Below are 19189 nucleotides of genomic sequence, written 5' to 3' on the forward strand. Positions count from 1 at the left end.
CTACTCATAAAAAAGATTGTGATTGATGAGATCACAATCTTTTTAGTTAAGCGTAAATGACTTTGAATTAATGACTCATCAATTGAATATCTGAACCACTACGCTTCGGGTCAATCAAGATTTTGGCATGCTGTTCAGGATCACGTAACGCTTCAAATGCACTGGTAACACCTTCTAGGCCAACAACACCAGTAATCAGTGGTGAACAGTTCACTTTCCCTTCTGCAATCATGTGTAGTGCATCTCTAAACTCAAGCGGTGTATAGCCCAACACAAACTGAATTTCTAACTCTTTATTAATTGCAAGTGCGGGTTCTATTTTGTCACTTTGCATGCACACGCCCACCCCAACAATTCGGGAAAACAAAGGTGCACCTTCAATAATTTGCTGCAAAACACCCGGTACGCCCACACACTCAAAAATAACAGGACGTTTTGGCAGAGCACCTAACTTATCAATCATGCGCCATCCATGCCACCACGGTAAGCGTGTCGCTTGCAACTTATCAAACAGCCCCATACCCATGTTAATTGCATCAGAAACATTGCCAAGCAAACCAAACTCTTTCCAGTTGGCAAATGGCGATGTCTCTTTAGGGTCTACCACAATATCTGCACCACATTGCTCGGCAAGCTTACGGCGATTTGGTGAAAAGTCACTGGCAACTACAGTTTTAACTCCAGCCGCTTTAAGCATTAATATGACACCTAGCCCAACAGGACCACAGCCAATCACAATCGCAGGTTCACCAGTTTTCACACGACTACGGCGAACGGCATGCAATGCAACCGCCATAGGTTCAGTCATGGCAGCACTATCTGCATCTAGACCGTTAGGTACTTCAAACATCAAGCTTGATTGAGCCAATACTTGCTCGGCGTAGCCACCCGAAGCATTTGGAGAAAGCCCTGTTGACAAATAACCATGCTGATCTACATTTAAAAGCGGCATTGCACAAACGAGTGTGTCGGCTTTAAATTTATGACATGTTTTTGGACCATAGTCTAAAACCTTGCCACAAAATTCATGTCCTAGTACAAACGGATCTGTAGACTTGGCTAAACCATTAAACCCGACACGTGCAGCCAAATCATGCATGTGGTCGCAGTGGTGCTGCATATGTAAATCTGAACCACAGATCCCACATCGCACCACTTCCAATAAAACCTGCCCTTTTGCAGGCGTTAAGTTCGGTTGGTCCACCACTTGTAATTTTGCTTGATGACAAAGTACCGACTTCATTTGAGCGCTTCCTATTTCTTCTTTTTCATTTACTTGCCTGAAATAGATTTCTACAGATAAATTAATCGCTTTATCAGTTTGGTCTTTAGCAAGCCTTTATTCATCTTTACAAGTAAAAGGCAAAATACCAATGACCATTCTTCAGCCAATCCACTATTGAAGAGTCAACAGACAAACAGGCTCAGCGAAATTAAAAACAATAAAAATCTTGGTGCTCGTATCTTACACAGACTGCGTTGTCTTCTTAGGCCAGAACAATGTCATCAAAATTAAAACTTATACAAATATAGTAAGTTCAAAAAACTCAACTCAACGCTTTTCACAAAAACATAGCAAATCCAAACTTTTATCAGCGCAACTAAACATGCATGATGAATTGATACGAACAGATAAGAAGAAATTTATGATTACTAAAACGCTTCCACTTACAGATATACACCGCCACCTTGATGGCAACATCCGCATTCAAACCATTTTAGACTTGGGGCAACAATACAATTTAGACTTACCTGCTTACGACATTGAATCTTTACGACCCCACGTACAAGTGATGGATAACCAACCAGACTTATTAAGTTTTTTATCTAAGCTCGATTGGGGTGTAAAAGTATTAGCGAGCCTAGATGCCTGCAAACGTATTGCTTTTGAAAACATGCAAGATGCAGCACAGCAAGGCCTAGACTATGTAGAGCTGCGTTTTTCCCCGGGTTATATGGGAATGACACATCAACTCCCGCTCGAAGGTGTTGTTGAAGCTGTGATTGCTGGCGTAAAAGAGGGTAGTCAGGTGTACGGGGTAAAAGCGAATTTAATTGGCATTATGAGTCGTACTTTTGGTCAAGAAGCCTGCGAAAAAGAATTAAATGCCCTGCTTGCCCATAAAAATGATATTAAAGCGTTGGATCTCGCTGGAGATGAGCTTGGTTTTCCGGGCAATTTATTTATTGATCACTTTAAAAAAGCACGTGATGCAGGTTGGCACATTACCGTACATGCAGGCGAAGCTGCTGGCCCAGAAAGTATTTGGCAAGCCATTGTAGAATTAGGTGCAGAACGGATTGGACATGGTGTTAAAGCAGTTCAAGATTTAAAACTTCTAGATTATTTGGCTAAACACCAGATTGGGATTGAATCTTGTCTCACCTCAAATATTCAAACCAACACAGTGCCTTCTTTAGCAGAGCATCCATTAAAGACTTTTTTAGAACATGGTGTGCTTGCTACCATTAATACGGATGACCCAGCAGTAGAAGGCATTGAGATACAACATGAATATTTAACTGCTGCCCCACTAGCAGGTTTAAGCCCTGAGCATATTTATACAGCTCAAGAAAATGGACTTAAAATCGCATTTTTATCAGAACAAGAAAAAGATGAGTTAAGACAGAAATATTGAAAGAAAAAACTGCCTTATGTAGTACCTTATTTAAATGATCATAAGAGCATGATTATAATTTTTTTAATGGTCTTCTCAAAAAAGGACACTCAATAAACTTATAAGTAAACAAAGATACTATCGTCACCAATAATGCTGTAGGCAAGAAGAATGAATAATATTTTTCCAATGAAATTGTCTTCAAATCCACAATATTAATTACGGTAAAAATTGTATATAATACAAGCCCGTGTATTAGATAAATACTATAACTTATTTCTCCAAGTACTTTTAAACCCTTATGATTTAAGATACCAAAGCTATATCCACTAACAATAAATGAGAAAATAACAGCCAAACTTAGCATCTGAAACCATGAATAAGCTTCAGTGAAGAATAATACTATGATGCTTAAAATGCCTAATACAATATGGGTAATAGCAGGTTTAGTCTGCATGAATTGCTTAAACCTATCCTTATACAATACTGCTGGAATTGCAAGGAAAAATAATGCATATAAGTGATGAGACTTATGCTTAAAGATATATACCATAAAAGCAATGACTAGAATACTAGATATCCATTTGGGAATCTTTTGCTGCCAGATCACAAAGATTAGGGGTAAAGCGAAATAAAATTTCCATTCGTATATTAATGTCCAATGAACACCAGCAATGACTAACCCACTTTCAAAGTTCTGAAAACTTCCACCTTTAAATAGAATCCAGTCACTAACCCACTTTAGGAATTCTATGTAATTTGATGCTGTAATCTGAACATTGAGTAATGTAATTGCCAAAATAAATAAAAAGACAAATAGATATAAAGGAATGATTCGCTTGATACGTGAAATGTAAATTTGCTTCCATGAAACTTCATCTTTTCTGATTTTTGAGATAAACAGATAACCTGTAATCAAAAAAAATAATGAGACTGCTACTCCACCAAAATTATCTATTAAAATATTTTCGGGCTTTTTCCACTCTCCTACTGTTTTCCATATATATGTAATGTAGAAATGATGTGTCATAACCGATAAGGCTAGTATGCCTCGCAGACCATCAATGGTTGATGTTCTGCCAGAATTTGTCTCTGGCAAAATATTAATTTTGGTGAAGATAAGGGAAAATATAGTTACAGAAAAACATAGTAAAACAAGCAAGAGCAATGCTTCACTTTGAAAAAGTGTCATAAAAATATAAACTTACTTCTTAGGAATAAAGAGTATTCTAATTTTTATTGTGTTAAATTTCTATACAAAAGTTTACAAAAAATAAAATTATGTTTAAAAAATTGAGAAGGAGTAAAGATATAAAAAAACAAATTATATCTGAATATTACTTTAAAAATCATCTTGTATTCAAATTTTAAGAACTTCGCGATTTTTGAGAAAATAAAAAAATTAAATTTTTGCTAATTTATAAAAATAGGATAATTAAATAAACTATTTAAGAAATGAAAAAATTATTCAAATGGTCGGAGCAGTAGGATTCGAACCTACGACCCCCTGGTCCCAAACCAGGTGCACTACCAGGCTGTGCTATGCTCCGAAATTGGGGTGAATGACGGGATTCGAACCCGCGACAACTGGAATCACAATCCAGGGCTCTACCAACTGAGCTACATCCACCATCAAATAAGTTCTACATACCAAGCTACCAAATGGCGCGCCTGACAGGATTCGAACCTGTGACCATCCGCTTAGAAGGCGGATGCTCTATCCAACTGAGCTACAGGCGCTTAACCGATGATGCTTATCATGCGATACTTCGCCGATCTTAAAATATTCTTTTAAGTGGTCGGAGCAGTAGGATTCGAACCTACGACCCCCTGGTCCCAAACCAGGTGCACTACCAGGCTGTGCTATGCTCCGATCTATCTCAGCTTTTGCTGTATCGCACATCGTGCGGTACGGTGTGCATTCTAGGCGCGACGCCCTCAGACGTCAACACCTATTGTCAAAAAAAGTTAAAAATCCTTATCAAATGTATATTTAACAAGCATTTTGAGGCTTTTTAACGTTTTAATGATGCACTAAAGGCTAACATTCGATCTAAAGGCATTTTGGCACGTTCAGCAAGTGCTGGGTCAACGTGTATTTCTTGATCACCTTTTTGTAAAACTTCTAAAATTCCATCAAGTTCATTCATGGCCATCCATGGACAATGTGCACATGAACGACAAGTTGCGCCCTCACCCGCTGTTGGGGCTTCAACCAGAATCTTATCTGGTACTGCTTGCTGCATTTTGTAGAAAATGCCACGGTCCGTTGCCACGATTAGACGTTGGTGTGGCAAAGTCTGTGCAGCTTTAATCAATTGAGATGTACTACCCACTGCATCTGCAATTTCTACCACCGACTCTGGTGACTCAGGATGGACCAATACAGCCGCATCTGGGTACAGTGCTTTCATGTTAGCAATGCCACGTGCACGGAATTCTTCATGCACAATACATGCGCCATCCCAAAGCAACATATCAGCGCCGGTTTTCTTTTGAATATAGCGACCTAAGTGCTGATCTGGTGCCCAAATAATTTTTTCGCCTAAGCTATCTAGATGCTCAACAATTTCAACTGCACAACTTGAAGTCACCACCCAATCCGCACGAGCTTTAACAGCAGCCGATGTATTGGCATAAACCACTACGGTGTGGTCAGGGTGCTGATCACAAAATGCCGTGAACTCATCGACTGGACAACCTAAGTCAAGTGAACAGGTTGCTTCAAGTGTCGGCATCAGAATTGTTTTTTCAGGAGACAGAATTTTTGCTGTTTCGCCCATAAACTTAACGCCAGCCACAACCAGTGTAGAGGCTGCATGATCTCGTCCAAAACGGGCCATTTCTAAAGAGTCAGAAACGCATCCACCTGTTTTCTCGGCAAGTTCTTGTACATCTGGATCGCAATAGTAGTGAGCAACAAGGACAGCATCACGTTTTTTGAGCTCTGCTTCGATCTGTGCAAACTTTTGTTGTTTTGCTTCTTCACTTAGGCGGTTGTCTTTTGGCTCACCTAAACGGTCTAAATGCGCTTGTACAATGTTTTTTGCATCGTTGGCAATTAAAGTCGCATCACTCATAAAACGTCTTCTCTATCCTTCATGCTGGCATACCTGCTCGCATATAACGTTACTGCTTAAACGATTTACTAAATTCAATCATTTAATATCAAAAGATGGGGCTAATAAAAAAGCCTCTTTGTCGAGGCTTGATTATAACTGATATTTAAGAACGGTAATCAGCATTAATTTTGACATAGTCGTAAGATAAGTCACAGGTATATACCGTGTCTTTGGCCTGACCACGTCCTAAATCAACACGAATGGTAATTTCGGTTTGAGCCATAACACGCGCACCCGCTTCTTCGGTATATTCCTCAGCTGCGCCACCATCTTTACAGATTTGTACATCGTCTAACCACACTTGAATTTTAGACACGTCTAAGTCTTTAACCCCTGCATAGCCAATCGCAGCTAAAATACGTCCCCAGTTCGGGTCCGATGCAAAGAGTGCAGTTTTGACAAGTGGTGAATGCGCAATGCTATATGCAATGTCACAACATTCTTGAGTATTTGCGCCGCCTTCTACAGCAACAGTAATAAATTTCGTCGCACCTTCACCATCACGGACAATTAACTGTGCTAAACGATTCATTACACGAGCAAGAACTTCTAAAACTTTAGCGTAGCGTGCATCGTTGTCTGATATGATTTCAGTGCCACCCGCCTGACCTGTTGCTACGAAAATACAAGAGTCATTGGTCGAAGTATCGCCATCAATCGTAATACGGTTAAATGAATGCTCAACCGTGGTTTTTAGTAGCTTTTGTACTAAATCACGGCGAATAGGTGCGTCTGTTGCCACAAAGCTCAACATGGTTGCCATGTTCGGGCGAATCATTCCAGCGCCTTTACTAATACCTGTCATGGTATAAGTAATGCCATCAAGCTCAAATTGTTCAGATGCGCCTTTAGGCACAGTGTCTGTCGTCATAATGCCAGTTGCAGCATCATTCCAAGCCGCATCTTGTACGCTATTTAATGCAGGCTGAAGTCCAGCAAGTAAACGCTCCATTGGAAGCTGCTCGCCAATCACCCCCGTAGAAAACGGAAGTACTTCAGAGCTATTTACTCCAGCAAGCTCCGCTAACTTCGCACAAGTATCCTGAGCGTTTTTCAAACCCGTAGGTCCGGTTCCCGCATTGGCATTACCCGTATTAATCACTAAATAACGAGGGTTACCTTCGGCAAGATGGGCTTTAGAGACATGAACAGGCGCTGCACAAAATGCATTTTGCGTAAATACACCAGCAACATTTGAGCCTTCTGCAAACTCAAAAATGACTAAATCTCGTCGGTTTTGGTAACGTACATATGCTTCTGTTGAGCCAATTTTTACACCTTTTACCACATGCATTTGTGGCATTGTTACGTCACCGACAGCCATTTTTAGAACATCCAAAGTTTGTTGAATAAGATCAATATTTCAAAAAAAGCGATGCAGTAAAGCACCGACCTTATGAAATATCATAGTGGACAGCTTAGTAGAAAAGTCTAAAAAAATCGAGCGCAAAAACGGCTCATTGTTGCTCTAGTTTTAATAAAATATCTTTCTTATCAAGCCCACCAGCAAAACCAACTAAAGCTCCACCCGCACCAATTACTCGGTGACAAGGTGCAATAATGGAAATTGGTTTTTTACCGTTTGCCGCACCAACTGCTCTCACCGCTTTTTCATTGCCAATTTGAAGTGCAATATCTTTATAACTTCTTGTTTCCCCATAAGGGATGGTCAGTAATGCAGCCCATACTTGTTTTTGAAATACAGTCCCTTCGAAATCGAGTGGCAATGTAAACTCACGGCGTTTACCTTCAAAATATTCTACTAATTGTTGTTCGGTCTTTAATAAAACTGGATGTTCAAGTTGTTCGACCAGCTCAGCCAGCCGAACACGTTTTGGATTTTCATTGTCCCAGAGTACTGCCACCAAAGCATTTTCATTCGCAACTAGCTTTAATTGCCCAACAGGCGAATTGATATACTTATAAGACAGTAACATAGTTTTATTCTCTTAAGACGGCGATGAAATTTTCATTAAAACCAAGCCTGACACAATTAATACAGCGGCAATCATTCGCATAGCTCCAATAGGCTCATGAAGAAAAAATATACCTACAAGAAATGACCCAATCGCGCCAATGCCTGTCCAAACCGTATAGGCAGTGCCAAGAGGTAAAGTTTTCATTGAAATTGAAAGTAGAACCACACTCAAAATCATAAAAACTACGGTAATAATACTAGGGGTTAAACGGGTAAAACCTTCGGACATTTTCATAGAATATGCCCAAATGATTTCAAATACACCTGCTAAAATTAAAATAGCCCAAGCCATAACATTCACTGATTTTTATAGCGTCAGGTCGTCCCGACATGATTACCCATTATGGGGGAGGTCGTTCCTCCTTTATGTGTGAACTCAGTTTACTTTAAAATAAAAAATGAAGGCAAACCCTATCTAAAGCTTGCCTGTCTTAGAGAAACTTATTCACTTTTTAATTGTAAAATTTTTCGTGCACTATTTAAAACAAACAAAACAATAATCAATCCAATCATTAAGTCAGGATAACGCGAACCTGTAATGGCAACCAATATTCCAGCGACAATGACACCCAAGTTAACGATGACATCATTTGCAGAAAAGATATAACTCGCCTTCATATATGCCCCGCTCTCTTTATGGTCACTCATTAAGTAAAGACAACTAATGTTGGCCGCAAGCGCCAATCCACCAATTAAAATCATTAAAATTGAAACTGGTTCACTGCCATATATAAAACGGCGCAGCACATCAATTAACACAATCATGGCTAAGCCAAACTGCAACCACCCCGAAAGATGCGCGGCTTTTAATTGGGCATTTAGATTTTTACCCACCACAAATAAAGCAATGCCATAAATTGCAGCATCAGCAAACATATCGAGCGAATCGGCAATTAATCCTGTAGAGGAAGCGATAATGCCGGCCATAAACTCAATGACAAACATGACGCCATTAATCAGTAACAACCATTGTAAAACTTGCTTTTGTGCTGCATTAGTTGAAGAACTAGCTCGAACCTTTTTAGGTTTTTCAACTGGTTCATAATGTGGCTGCGTTTGTTGTAACTCTGCTCCTAATCCTAGACGCTGTAAACTTTGAGTAATCATTTCAGCCTGAACACTGTGATAAATCGCCAAATGACGCGCTGGTAAGTCAAAATGAAGTTCTTGAATATCGTCATTGTAAGGGGCCAAAGCCATCCGTACCATTTGCTCTTCGGCTGCACAGTCCATGCGAGGAATATGGTAATAACTTACCCATTGACTCTTTTTAGCCACAGATTCACTAGGCGTGAAACACTCCTGAGACGTCGTGCTTGGGCACCCACAGCTAGAGCTAGTTTTACTTAAATGTATTTGATTATCTTGTTTTTCTAAAGCCATCTTTGCACCATAACTGACACAAAAAACAATGCCATTAGTATAAACCAATGGCATATGTTTAAGCTTACTTTTTGTTCGGCAATTAGAATTTTAGTGTTAACCCAGCTCCATAATACCAACCATGTTCGGAGTCGGTTCCAGTTTGCCAAGCAGTTTGTTTTAAACCTTTTTCATAGCCGTAACCAACATCAACAAATGGCATCACCTTTTTATTGATTTCATAACGGGTTTGAAAGCCAGCTTGTAAACTAGATAGCCCTGTTTTACTGGCATAGCGAGATTCATCTTGCAAAACAACATCTGCTTTTAAATAAGGTTTACCAATTAACTTTTGGGTAAAGAGTAAGTCCCTTTCTGTTTCTAAACTTAACTTCCATAGCTGGTCTTCACCTGCATAAAGATATGCATCGGTTTCAAAAAAGTAAGGCGCCATACCATGTAAACCCACAACACCAGCCCAGCGATCTTGCTTTTCATCTTCGCGTTGCAAACGTTCGTAGTTTATACCGGCCTGTACATCCCAATAGTCAGCTACATTTCGACTATAAAGTACTGAACCGCCATAATTGGCATCTTCTGACTCTGCTTTTTCAACGTGGGCTTTAATGAACAATTTATTTTCATCCGTTCCCACCCAAGTTTCTAATTCCGAAGAAAAACTACCTTCTCCCTCTTCGTTTTGAGTCCATCCCGTATCAATCGTGGTTGCTTGATAGATCTGACCACCGTGTTCGCGTAAATGATCATGAGTTAAAGGCTCTTGAGCAAAAGTAAATACTGATATGCTCGAGAAAGCACCGCAATATAACATTTGAGAAAATAACTTAGTGATGCGCATGACTAGCTCCTTTCTCATTTTCAGATTGAACAGGTGATTGAGCTTGAGCAGGTTGTTGTCCATCATTCACTTGAGCCACAATCAACTTATTCATCATTCCCGCACTCATGTGGTAGAGCAAATGGCAATGAATCGCCCATTCGCCTAAGGCATCGGCTGTCAATAACGCAGTAACGGTTTTTCCTGGTGGAACAATAAGAGTATGTTTATTTGGTAAGTTTTCAGCTTGTTGGCCATTTTCTAATTGCATGAACATGCCATGTAAATGCATTGGGTGAGCCATCATGCTGTCATTCACAAACTTCAAGCGAATACGTTCGCCATACTTAACTTGTAATGGCTCAGCTTCGCTAAATTTTTTGCCATTAATGGTCCAGATATAACGCTCCATGTTACCACCTAAACGAATAACTAATTCACGTTCTGGTGCACGCGTGTCTGGCTGAGGTGTTAAAGATTGCAAATCACTATATTGCAGTGCTTTCATACCCGCTGGTGTCGAAGCATTTGCCCAGCCATAAACGGGTTCATCCTTTTTAGACTTATTCTCAGATTGCGCAAGCATCTCATGTTTCATATTCATCATAGCGTGGTCATGTTCACTCGATGACATTGCCTGCATATCATGCTTCATTTCAGGCATCGCTGACATGTCATGCTTCATTTGCATCATAGAATGATCATGTTTTTCAGAGGACATATTTTTCATGTCATGATCCATGTTCATTTGATGGCCAGCATGTTCATCACTTGCCCCATTGCCATGACTCATGCCCATATCTTCCATAGTTAACAAAGCGCGCGGACGTGGCTGTGGCATTTGAATTGGCCCTACAGCCTGTGCATTTTCATTGTGCAAAGTACCGATAGCGAAACCACTACGGTCAATAGACTCTGCTTCAATGTGATAATTTGATTGCGTAGGTTCTACAATGACATCGTAGGTTTCGGCTGTACCAATACGGAACTCGTCAATTGCAACTGGCTTAACTGGCTGCCCGTCTGCACTCACAACAGCCATTTTCAAATTTGGAATTCTGACATCAAAAAATGACATCGCTGATGCATTAATAAATCGTAATCGAACCTTATCACCAGCTTTAAAGTTAGCTGTCCAGTTTTGCTGCGGTGTTTTGCCGTTGACTAAGAAGGTATAGCCCGTCACATCAGACATATCGGTTTTTAACATCCGCATTTGATTCCACATCGAACGATCTTGCCAAGTTGCTTTTAAGCCTTGTGTTTTAACTTGCTTCAAAACATCAGATACAGTTTCACGGCGGTTTTGATAATACTCAGCAGATTTCTTCAAATTCTTCATAATGCTATCGCTAGAAGAATTATGAAAATCTGAAAGCATTACCACGTAATCACGGTCTGTTTTCTCATGAGCAGCAACAGGTATTTTTCCTTTTGGATAAATCACGAGCGGGCCATATAAACCATCTTGCTCTTGGCCTTTACTATGCGCGTGATACCAATAGGTGCCGTTTTGTTTCACCTTAAAGCGGTAAACAAAATCTCCGTTTGGCGCAATTCCTTTAAAACCATTGAAACCCGGTACGCCATCCATTAACCCTGGCAGTAATAAGCCATGCCAGTGTAAAGACGTATCTTGATTCTTTAATTGGTTATGGACGTGAATAACAGCTTCATCCCCCTCCTCAAACTCAAGGAGTGGTGCTGTAAACTTGCCATTTACGGTAATTCGTTTAAGGGGTTTGCCCGTAACATTGACCTGTTGTTCATTAATATTAAGGTGATATTCCTTAATTGCTGCGAGGGTCCATGGTGAAACCAATAGACCAAATACAGCGACGAGGCTGCTAATTGTTTTATGAGACATTGCTGTGATCCTTTTTAATTAAAAAAATAAGTAAATAAGGATCAAGCTTTAGGAGGACGTAAAATCTCTTGCCAGTATCCGGCTAAATGTTGAGCCTGATAAATACTGCTAAATTGATATGAAATAGGAATAAGTGGGGATTCAACGTCAGGTACAGCTTGCTGCAGAGCTAAATTCACCATTTGGCAATGGACTGGGTTACAGTCCTGACAATGCTCACCATGCGAATGAAGAGACTGAGTCATCTTTTGATGACATACGGTCTGATCATTTGCTTGAGTATGCATATTGTTATGCGAAAATTTTTCGCTATGACACGGCATAGTATGAAGATCATGTTGCATAGGCGTCTGTGCAATAGACACACCACTCCACCCAATGACGAAAGCCATTAGGAACACAAACCAAGCATACTTGCGTAAGTGTTGTAGAGCCATTGTGATTTATCGCCTAGAGCCGATGGGTGATCTTAATGCCATTAGCATAACGAAGTTTTAAAAGAGATACAATTTTCTATCTTAACTGCTTGTTATAGAGCAATTAAGCAAATGGAGGTTGATGCTGAAGGACTAAATCAATCACCTCTAATGCGCCTTCTTGTTCATTACTTACAGTGGTATAAGGCGCCACCGCTTTTAATGCTTCTACTGCATTTTCAACTGCAAACCCATAACCCACAGCTTTAATCATCTGCATATCATTGTTGTTATCACCAATCGCAACCACTTGATTAGGTTCAACCTGCCATTTTTGTAGTAATAAGTTCAAACCGTGTGCTTTATGCTGGTCGGGAAGAATCAAATCGATAAAATTAAAACCACTTGAAACAGGTACCAAAACTTTATCTGCTACAAAACTTTGCTTCTGAAAATGCTCAAAAATCGCAAAGCTTTCGTTTTCCTGAGCGGTAAAAGTAATTTTGCACACTAAGTCATCTAGTGCATAAAAGTCATCTACAACTGTCAGTTTTTCAAAATATCGGGCAACCTTGGCATAGTCCTCTGCGTTCATGCTGCTATGCACATAAGCACTCTGTTTCCCGCAGATCACCATGGTTGAGGTATATGAAGGATCAATCGCTTTTAGAATCTCAATATATTGTTGCTGACTTAAATGAGCAAAAGCTAATTCTTGCCCTGCATCTACAACATGCGCGCCATTTTCTGCAATAAAAGCAATTTCATGACTAATTTCTGGAAAATAGGTAATCAGCTTTGCGAGTTGATTACCACTGGCTACCACAAAATGAATATTATTTTGTTTTAGTTGTTCGTATTGTTTTAAAAAACGTGCTTTGTTGTACTGCTTTTTGGAATTAAGAAAAGTCCCATCCATATCTACCGCTAAAATTTTTACTGTCATTAATTATCGAGGTCTCTTACTAAAAACTTATTAAACCAAATTTAGCTTTATTTTTCATGACACTTTTACAGTTTTATACGTATCTATGCACAAAAAGTTTTCCACAGAGCTACATCGTTTTTTGCACAGGTTATTTTTTAGCAAAGCTTAAAAAAAATCAGATAATAAAATATTCAACACGCATAAAAAAAGAACGCCAAAACGTTCTTTTTTCATACATTTCGCTTAGAGAATAAACGGTTGATCTAATTTTGTTTATTTTACCAACATCTTATCCATACGGTTATCAACACAGTTATCCATATAGTTATAAACAAAGTTATCCACAAGCTTATTCTCAGTTCAACATACTTTTTAAGCGTCTACACTGCCCACTTTCGCAAGCTCTGCACGCATTTGATCAATCACAACTTTATAATCTGGTTGACCAAAAATAGCTGAACCAGCAACAAACATATCTGCACCCGCTTCAGCAATTTCACGAATATTTGCAGGGCCAACACCACCATCAACTTCTAAACGAATATCACGACCACTTGCATCGATAACTTTACGAGCTTCACGCAACTTTTCTAATGTCATTGGAATGAACTTTTGTCCACCAAAACCTGGGTTTACACTCATTATTAAAATTTGATCTACTTTATCAAGCACGTAATCTAAATAGTGCAACGGCGTTGCTGGGTTAAAGACTAAGCCAGCTTTAGCACCACCTGACTTAATTAACTGTAATGAACGATCGATGTGGTGCGATGCTTCTGGATGGAAAGTAATAATATCTGCACCAGCTTCCAAAAAGTCTCCAATAATTCGATCAACTGGAGATACCATTAGATGCACGTCAACAGGAGCTGTAATCCCATAATTTTTTAAAGCCTTACATACACCAGCACCAAAAGTTAAATTTGGAACATAGTGATTATCCATCACATCAAAATGTACTACATCGGCACCTGCGGCTAACACTTTGTCTACATCTTCACCTAAACGAGCAAAATCGGCAGATAAAATAGAAGGAGCAATCAAGTAAGGCTTGGACATAGGTGGATGACCTGGCTAAAAATTTAAGGAGAGGCTGAAAATTATAACAAAAAAGAACCTACTTGGCCTGCCCTTCCTTGCTTAAATGACAACATTTCAAACTTGCAACGTAACGTTGCAACAATAGAATGCTAACGGCGAAACGAATTTGTTAAGGTACATTAAACCAATGTGAGGATTGATAATGAAAAGCACAACTCATCTATTAACAAACGATGGAAAACGCATTGCAAAACGTCTAGTTAATCATTGGAAGCACAAGTTTGAAGTACAAGAAACTGAACAAGATTTTAAAATCTTAATGCCTACAGCAACGATTACGCTTGCACCAGAAACAGAGCAGTTAAACGTTGCTATTGATAGCCAGTTAGATGACCACGATCACTTAGAAAAAGTAGTGCTTGATCATCTAAACCGTATGGCTCAACAAGAATTTCAGGTGGAATGGCAACACTAATTAGCCAGCGACCTTTTCTAATTGGATTGCATGGAACTGTAAATGCTCATCCATAAAGGTTTGAATAAAATAATAACCATGGTCATAGCCAGCATGTTGTCTTAAAGTTAAAGGCTGTCCTGCTTTTAAACATGCTTGCTTAAATTTTTCAGGGTGAAGTTGTTCATAAAATTGGTCATCTAATCCCTGATCAACCAAAATTTCGTCAAATACTGCACCATTTTTTGATACTAAAGCTGTGGCATCATGAGCCAACCAGCTATCACGATCTGCACCTAAATAATGACTAAAGGCTTTGTCTCCCCAAGCACATTCAGTTGGTGCACAGATCGGTGCGAAAGCAGATACCGACTTAAACTTTTCAGGATATTTAAACGCTAAAGTTAGTGCGCCGTGTCCACCCATTGAGTGCCCAAAGATACCAACTTGTTGAGCGTTTACAGGAAAGCTTTTTAAAATGAGTGGATATAACTCATCAATTAAATAGCTTTCCATTTGATAATGCTCAGACCATGGTGCTTGGGTAGCATTAATATAAAAGCCCGCCCCTTGCCCAATATCCCAATGATCCCCTGCTGCGACTTGGTCTCCACGAGGAGAAGTGTCTGGGGTAATCAATATTAGGCTCAGCTGTGCTGCCATATGCTGCGCATGTGCTTTAATGGCAAAGGTTTCTTCAGTACATGTTAACCCAGCTAAGTAAAACAAAGTTGAGCAAGCTTTACCTTCTAGAGCTGCTGGTGGTAAATAAACACCAAACTTCGCTGGTCCTTTTAAATAAGAAGATTCAAATTGGTATATACGCTGCTCGCCCTCAAAGCAGCGGTTTTTTTGCAGGAGTTGCATCGTTTTTAGCCTCTGTTTTTGTTTGAGCAATATCTACACTACCTGTATTTTGCTGAGGAAATAGATACTTTTCCAATTGAGGTAGCATAAGTTCCATATTTTTACCAATCATCCACTGAGGCTCTGAAGGTTCAACACCTTGAGCCACTTCCCATTTGGTTACTGTTTGCTTAGCTGTGTTAAATGAGTCTTTCATCGACGATTGTTCTCGCATAGCCAAATCAAAGAAAGCTCGTCCAAAATAGGTATAGTCAGCTTCGTTATTACATCCAAAAGAAGTTTTATCAGCAGCCGATGCGGTAATAATTAAGGTATCAGGAGACTGTAAAGCAGGAATAAAGCTTCCTGAATAACAGGCTGAGATCACAATTACACGCCAGCGAATACCGGATTTGTCCAGTGTTTCTCGCAACCATTTCGGGTCCACTTGCCCTAAATCTAATGGCGCATTTTCAATTTCGAAGTGATTTTGTTCACCGTGTGAAGTCATATATAAAAATAGTACATCACTATCACGGTTCATTTGCTGGCCCATGCGGCGTAGGGCTAACTCGATACTGGTTTTAGAGGCAATCGGAATATCTGTGCGGGTATCTGGATTATTAACCAGCATCATCGAACGTCCAATCGTTCCGAAACGTGTATCAAACTGTTCTTTAATACGGACCACTTCCGATTTAAAAACATCTTGATAACTATCACCAGCAACACCTAAAAAATACCAATGGCTTTTGGCGAGCTCACCATATTGAACTTGCTCTAAAGAATCATTTAATAGTTTACTTTGTGCATAAAAAGCATCTTCAGCAAACGTTGGAGCCGTATCTTCTACCTTCCAAATCGGTTGATCTTTTACAGAAAGTTGCCAAACCACCATCGTTGCAATGGTCGCAACCATAACCAGTGCACGTTCCCACCATGGCCACTTAAGCTCACGTGAGAAAACCCAAATTACGGCTAAACTTTGCCACACGAATAAAGCTACAAATAAACTCGGTAAAATTCCGTTATAAATAGCATCGGGAATAAAGTTGAGATAACCGTTAGACCCCAAATACTGGATTAAACATTGAATTAATAAGATATTTGTATCTAGAACCAGCCAAAGTAAAGCAGGAACTAGCATTAAGCGAGGTTGGTTGGTTCGCTGAGATAAAAAAATACCAACAATTAAGGCAATGAATGGCCAAAGTGCATAACCAATTAAACCTTGTGAATTAAAATCACCGATTTGACCAGCTACAAGCCAGCTATAAAGAGAGTTGGTACATCCTCCTAAAATTCCCCAAACAATAAGCTGAAGAATAGATGGATGTACAATCTGTAAAGAACGTCTTGACCCCAAAAACAGCCACATTCCGGCAATTTGGTTGCTTTTAAAATCATGCCAAAAGTTAATGGAGGGTTTAAGATCAATCATAAAAGGTTTTCAAAAATTTCGTTTTTGACAGGCATCTTAAGTGTATGCCTGCTAAGAATTTTAGCAATCATGCTTTTGAACTATATCACATATATTTGTGCATTATTCAAGCAATAAAACCTAACCTTACATAAGCCTACTGAAAATACGCATCAAAACGACAAGCATCCCCTTGCCATTGATGAGCTGGCTCTTGATTTGCCAAGAAAATAGCATGGCGTGGTCGCTTAACGACTACACGTTTAGCAACTCTCTGTGCCAAAACTAGCAAATTATCCCCCAAATCCATCTCACCATCTTCAGGTAAAAGAAGATGTAAAAGCTGCATTTGTTTTTTGACTTGAGCTTGTTTTTTAATTGCTTGTTGATTATGGTCGCGCTGTGGGAACATCGGGTCAAGGTAGACTACATCAACCGTTTTTGCTTCTTGATGTAATTGCTGTAAATAGCTTCCAGAGTCAGCAAAGATCAGTTGAATACGTTCCATAAATTGACTTAAAAATGGATCACGTTCCGCCAGAGCTTTTGAATCTTCAAGTAAAGTAAATAAAATCGGATGGCGCTCAACAAGCTGGATTTGGGCACCTAGATAAGCCATAAGTAAGCTGTCATGGCCTAAACCCGCTGTTGCATCAACCAGTACTGGCTTTTCACCTAACTGACAAGCACGGGCAATCATTTCCGATTTAAGACTTGCACGTTTTAAACGTGGAATTTCAGCTTTCCAGTCGGGTTGCATTTTCATGCCATTAGCAGATAACCAAAGTCCGTTTTCATCTACACAAAGGGCAATTTCAGGATTGAAGCGTAAAAACCGTGCATTCAGCCTTTCAATTGGCTGTAAATCGACAGTCACACCTCTAGAACAAAGCACAGCTTGGTAGTGCTGTGCTTGTTCTTGAAAATCTTCTTCAAAATATATATGCATGAGTACTGCCTTTACTTTGCTTTACCCTGATGCGCTATCTTTTTCCACGCATCATCACGTAAATAAACTGGCAAAGCATGCTCGGCATTCACCCATTGCTTTTGTGCAGCATAGACACGTGCAATAGAAGCAATATCCTGTGCAGTTGCAGTGATTGTTTGATGCTCTGCATCAGCTTGAAGTAACTTTGTGCCCGAACCAATTAAGCAATGTTTTGCATAAGCTGCTGCTGGCTCATAGCTCATTAATTTTTCTTCATCAATACACTGCATAATTCCTTGTTCATCTAGAACAAAACTTGCAATGTAAACTTCGTTCATACGCGCATCAAGCACCGCAGTCACTTGTTCCAAACCTTCAAGTCGGTAAGCAGCTTGTGCTAAAGCTTGCAATGTAGAAACGGGAATTACTGGTAAATCTTGTGACCAAGCTAAAGCCTGGGCAACAGCAGCATTAATTCGAACACCACTAAAAGAACCTGGCCCACGGCTAAAGGCAATCGCATCTAAACCAGCAACTTCAAGACCTGTTTGTTGTAGCCCCTGCTCAATCATGGGCAAAATAGTCTGTGTTTGTGCTTTCGCCCGCGTATCGAGTTGAAAAAACAGTTCTTGGGTTTCATCGACTAATGAAATAGAACACTGCTCATTTGCAGTTTCCAACGCCAGCAATTTCATGCACAACCTTAGTATTAAATCAGATTAAAAACGAAGGTTATGATACCCCACTCGGCTCTGATAGGCGAGTTGTTCTATCTCTAAATAAAAATGCCAAGCTTGTGCTTGGCATAGAAAATAACTTATTAAAAGATTTTAAAAGTGAAACTCTTTTAAATCTGCATAGCTCTTAAAGTGTTCAGCATAATGTAATGCACTCAAGCGTATTTTCGCTGCCCCATCTTCATCTAAAGTTTTGACAATTTTGCCTGGTGAACCCATCACCACTGAATTATCTGGAATCACCTTCCCTTCAGGAATTAAAGCATTAGCACCGATAATACAATTTTTACCAATCACCGCCCGATTTAAAATTACGGCGTTCATACCAATCAAACTATTATCACCAATCGTACAACCATGCAGCATGACTTTATGACCGACTGTGACATATTCACCAATATTTAACTCAAGTCCAGCATCGGTATGTAAGACAGAATTTTCTTGAATATTAGAGAAATCACCAATCCGAACGACACAGTTATCAGCACGAACTACTGCACCAAACCAAATGCTGACTTGACGCCCTAACTCTACTTGTCCAATTAGCGTTGCAGTTGGAGCAACCCAACCATCCCATGGCTCATGTAATGCTTTTGGGTGCTGTCCTTGATAGCTATACATCATAATTTAT

Annotated in this window: 19 protein-coding genes and 4 tRNA genes; 2 read left to right on the forward strand and 21 right to left on the reverse strand. The window is 39.7% G+C overall.

Annotated elements, in window-relative coordinates:
- Positions 1–67: 67 nt before the first annotated feature.
- Positions 68–1243, reverse strand: coding sequence for a zinc-binding dehydrogenase (locus HMPREF0013_RS12470; RefSeq protein WP_005803335.1), 1176 nt, complete (start codon positions 1241–1243; stop codon positions 68–70).
- A 403-nt stretch (positions 1244–1646) separates the two neighbouring features.
- On the opposite strand from HMPREF0013_RS12470, the gene add reads away from it, so the two are divergent.
- Positions 1647–2639 carry an adenosine deaminase gene (gene add / locus HMPREF0013_RS12475; RefSeq protein ID WP_005803337.1) on the forward strand — a complete coding sequence of 331 codons (993 nt, stop codon included), beginning with the start codon at positions 1647–1649 and terminating at the stop codon, positions 2637–2639.
- A 52-nt stretch (positions 2640–2691) separates the two neighbouring features.
- Here the strand turns inward: add and HMPREF0013_RS12480 are convergent, their stop codons facing one another.
- The 15 genes from HMPREF0013_RS12480 to rpe all read right to left on the reverse strand — a co-directional run bounded on the left by HMPREF0013_RS12480 (position 2692) and on the right by rpe (position 14188).
- Entirely contained in the window at positions 2692–3810 is a 1119-nt protein-coding gene (locus tag HMPREF0013_RS12480) for an acyltransferase family protein (protein WP_005803338.1), read from the reverse strand.
- A gap of 281 nt (positions 3811–4091) precedes the next feature.
- Positions 4092–4168, reverse strand: a tRNA-Pro gene (locus HMPREF0013_RS12485).
- Positions 4169–4172: 4 nt separating this feature from the next.
- Positions 4173–4248, reverse strand: a tRNA-His gene (locus HMPREF0013_RS12490).
- 33 nt (positions 4249–4281) lie between these two features.
- Positions 4282–4358: transfer RNA gene (locus HMPREF0013_RS12495), tRNA-Arg, on the reverse strand.
- A 56-nt stretch (positions 4359–4414) separates the two neighbouring features.
- Positions 4415–4491: transfer RNA gene (locus tag HMPREF0013_RS12500), tRNA-Pro, on the reverse strand.
- Between the two features lie 142 nt (positions 4492–4633).
- The gene (gene nadA / locus HMPREF0013_RS12505; RefSeq protein WP_001278262.1) at positions 4634–5698 is read right to left on the reverse strand and encodes a quinolinate synthase NadA; all 1065 of its coding nucleotides are present in this window, start codon (positions 5696–5698) and stop codon (positions 4634–4636) included.
- Positions 5699–5843: 145 nt separating this feature from the next.
- The gene (argJ, locus tag HMPREF0013_RS12510) at positions 5844–7064 is read right to left on the reverse strand and encodes a bifunctional glutamate N-acetyltransferase/amino-acid acetyltransferase ArgJ (protein ID WP_005803344.1); all 1221 of its coding nucleotides are present in this window, start codon (positions 7062–7064) and stop codon (positions 5844–5846) included.
- A 133-nt stretch (positions 7065–7197) separates the two neighbouring features.
- The gene (locus HMPREF0013_RS12515; RefSeq protein WP_005803345.1) at positions 7198–7677 is read right to left on the reverse strand and encodes a methylated-DNA--[protein]-cysteine S-methyltransferase; all 480 of its coding nucleotides are present in this window, start codon (positions 7675–7677) and stop codon (positions 7198–7200) included.
- Between the two features lie 12 nt (positions 7678–7689).
- The gene (locus HMPREF0013_RS12520) at positions 7690–8010 is read right to left on the reverse strand and encodes a DMT family transporter (protein WP_004703760.1); all 321 of its coding nucleotides are present in this window, start codon (positions 8008–8010) and stop codon (positions 7690–7692) included.
- A 149-nt stretch (positions 8011–8159) separates the two neighbouring features.
- The gene (locus HMPREF0013_RS12525; RefSeq protein ID WP_019767952.1) at positions 8160–9155 is read right to left on the reverse strand and encodes a cation transporter; all 996 of its coding nucleotides are present in this window, start codon (positions 9153–9155) and stop codon (positions 8160–8162) included.
- Positions 9156–9183: 28 nt separating this feature from the next.
- A complete protein-coding gene (locus HMPREF0013_RS12530) occupies positions 9184–9939 on the reverse strand; it encodes a copper resistance protein B (RefSeq protein ID WP_019767953.1) in 756 nt (251 codons plus the stop codon).
- Positions 9926–11785, reverse strand: coding sequence for a copper resistance system multicopper oxidase (locus tag HMPREF0013_RS12535; RefSeq protein ID WP_005803352.1), 1860 nt, complete (start codon positions 11783–11785; stop codon positions 9926–9928). Before HMPREF0013_RS12535 ends, HMPREF0013_RS12530 begins: the two co-directional genes overlap by 14 nt.
- 41 nt (positions 11786–11826) lie before the next feature.
- Positions 11827–12222 (reverse strand): hypothetical protein, encoded by a 396-nt coding sequence (locus HMPREF0013_RS12540; protein WP_005803354.1) that lies wholly within the window; start codon positions 12220–12222, stop codon positions 11827–11829.
- A 103-nt stretch (positions 12223–12325) separates the two neighbouring features.
- Positions 12326–13147, reverse strand: a complete 822-nt coding sequence (locus tag HMPREF0013_RS12545) for a Cof-type HAD-IIB family hydrolase (RefSeq protein ID WP_005803356.1) — start codon at positions 13145–13147, stop codon at positions 12326–12328.
- Between the two features lie 354 nt (positions 13148–13501).
- A complete protein-coding gene (rpe, locus tag HMPREF0013_RS12550) occupies positions 13502–14188 on the reverse strand; it encodes a ribulose-phosphate 3-epimerase (RefSeq protein ID WP_005803358.1) in 687 nt (228 codons plus the stop codon).
- Between the two features lie 184 nt (positions 14189–14372).
- Between rpe and HMPREF0013_RS12555 the strand changes: the two genes are divergently transcribed.
- Positions 14373–14645: a DUF2218 domain-containing protein gene (locus HMPREF0013_RS12555; protein WP_000843452.1), complete on the forward strand. Its 273-nt coding sequence runs from the start codon at positions 14373–14375 to the stop codon at positions 14643–14645.
- On the opposite strand, the gene fghA is transcribed toward HMPREF0013_RS12555, so the two are convergent.
- From fghA to HMPREF0013_RS12580, 5 genes are all read right to left on the reverse strand, one after another.
- Positions 14646–15491, reverse strand: a complete 846-nt coding sequence (gene fghA / locus HMPREF0013_RS12560; protein ID WP_023187692.1) for an S-formylglutathione hydrolase — start codon at positions 15489–15491, stop codon at positions 14646–14648.
- Positions 15460–16911 (reverse strand): C13 family peptidase, encoded by a 1452-nt coding sequence (locus HMPREF0013_RS12565; protein ID WP_005803362.1) that lies wholly within the window; start codon positions 16909–16911, stop codon positions 15460–15462. The genes fghA and HMPREF0013_RS12565 overlap by 32 nt, the downstream gene beginning before the upstream one ends.
- Positions 16912–17047: 136 nt before the next feature.
- Complete coding sequence (locus HMPREF0013_RS12570) at positions 17048–17839, reverse strand: class I SAM-dependent methyltransferase (RefSeq protein WP_005803363.1); 792 nt, start codon at positions 17837–17839, stop codon at positions 17048–17050.
- 11 nt (positions 17840–17850) lie between these two features.
- Positions 17851–18516 carry a tRNA (adenosine(37)-N6)-threonylcarbamoyltransferase complex dimerization subunit type 1 TsaB gene (gene tsaB / locus HMPREF0013_RS12575; protein WP_005803365.1) on the reverse strand — a complete coding sequence of 222 codons (666 nt, stop codon included), beginning with the start codon at positions 18514–18516 and terminating at the stop codon, positions 17851–17853.
- A 135-nt stretch (positions 18517–18651) separates the two neighbouring features.
- On the reverse strand, positions 18652–19179 hold the full coding sequence (locus HMPREF0013_RS12580; RefSeq protein WP_078210186.1) for a gamma carbonic anhydrase family protein: 528 nt from the start codon (positions 19177–19179) through the stop codon (positions 18652–18654).
- Positions 19180–19189: the final 10 nt, after the last annotated feature.

Origin of the sequence: Acinetobacter sp. SH024 (assembly GCF_000163635.1) — a bacterium.
GTDB lineage: Bacteria > Pseudomonadota > Gammaproteobacteria > Pseudomonadales > Moraxellaceae > Acinetobacter > Acinetobacter pittii.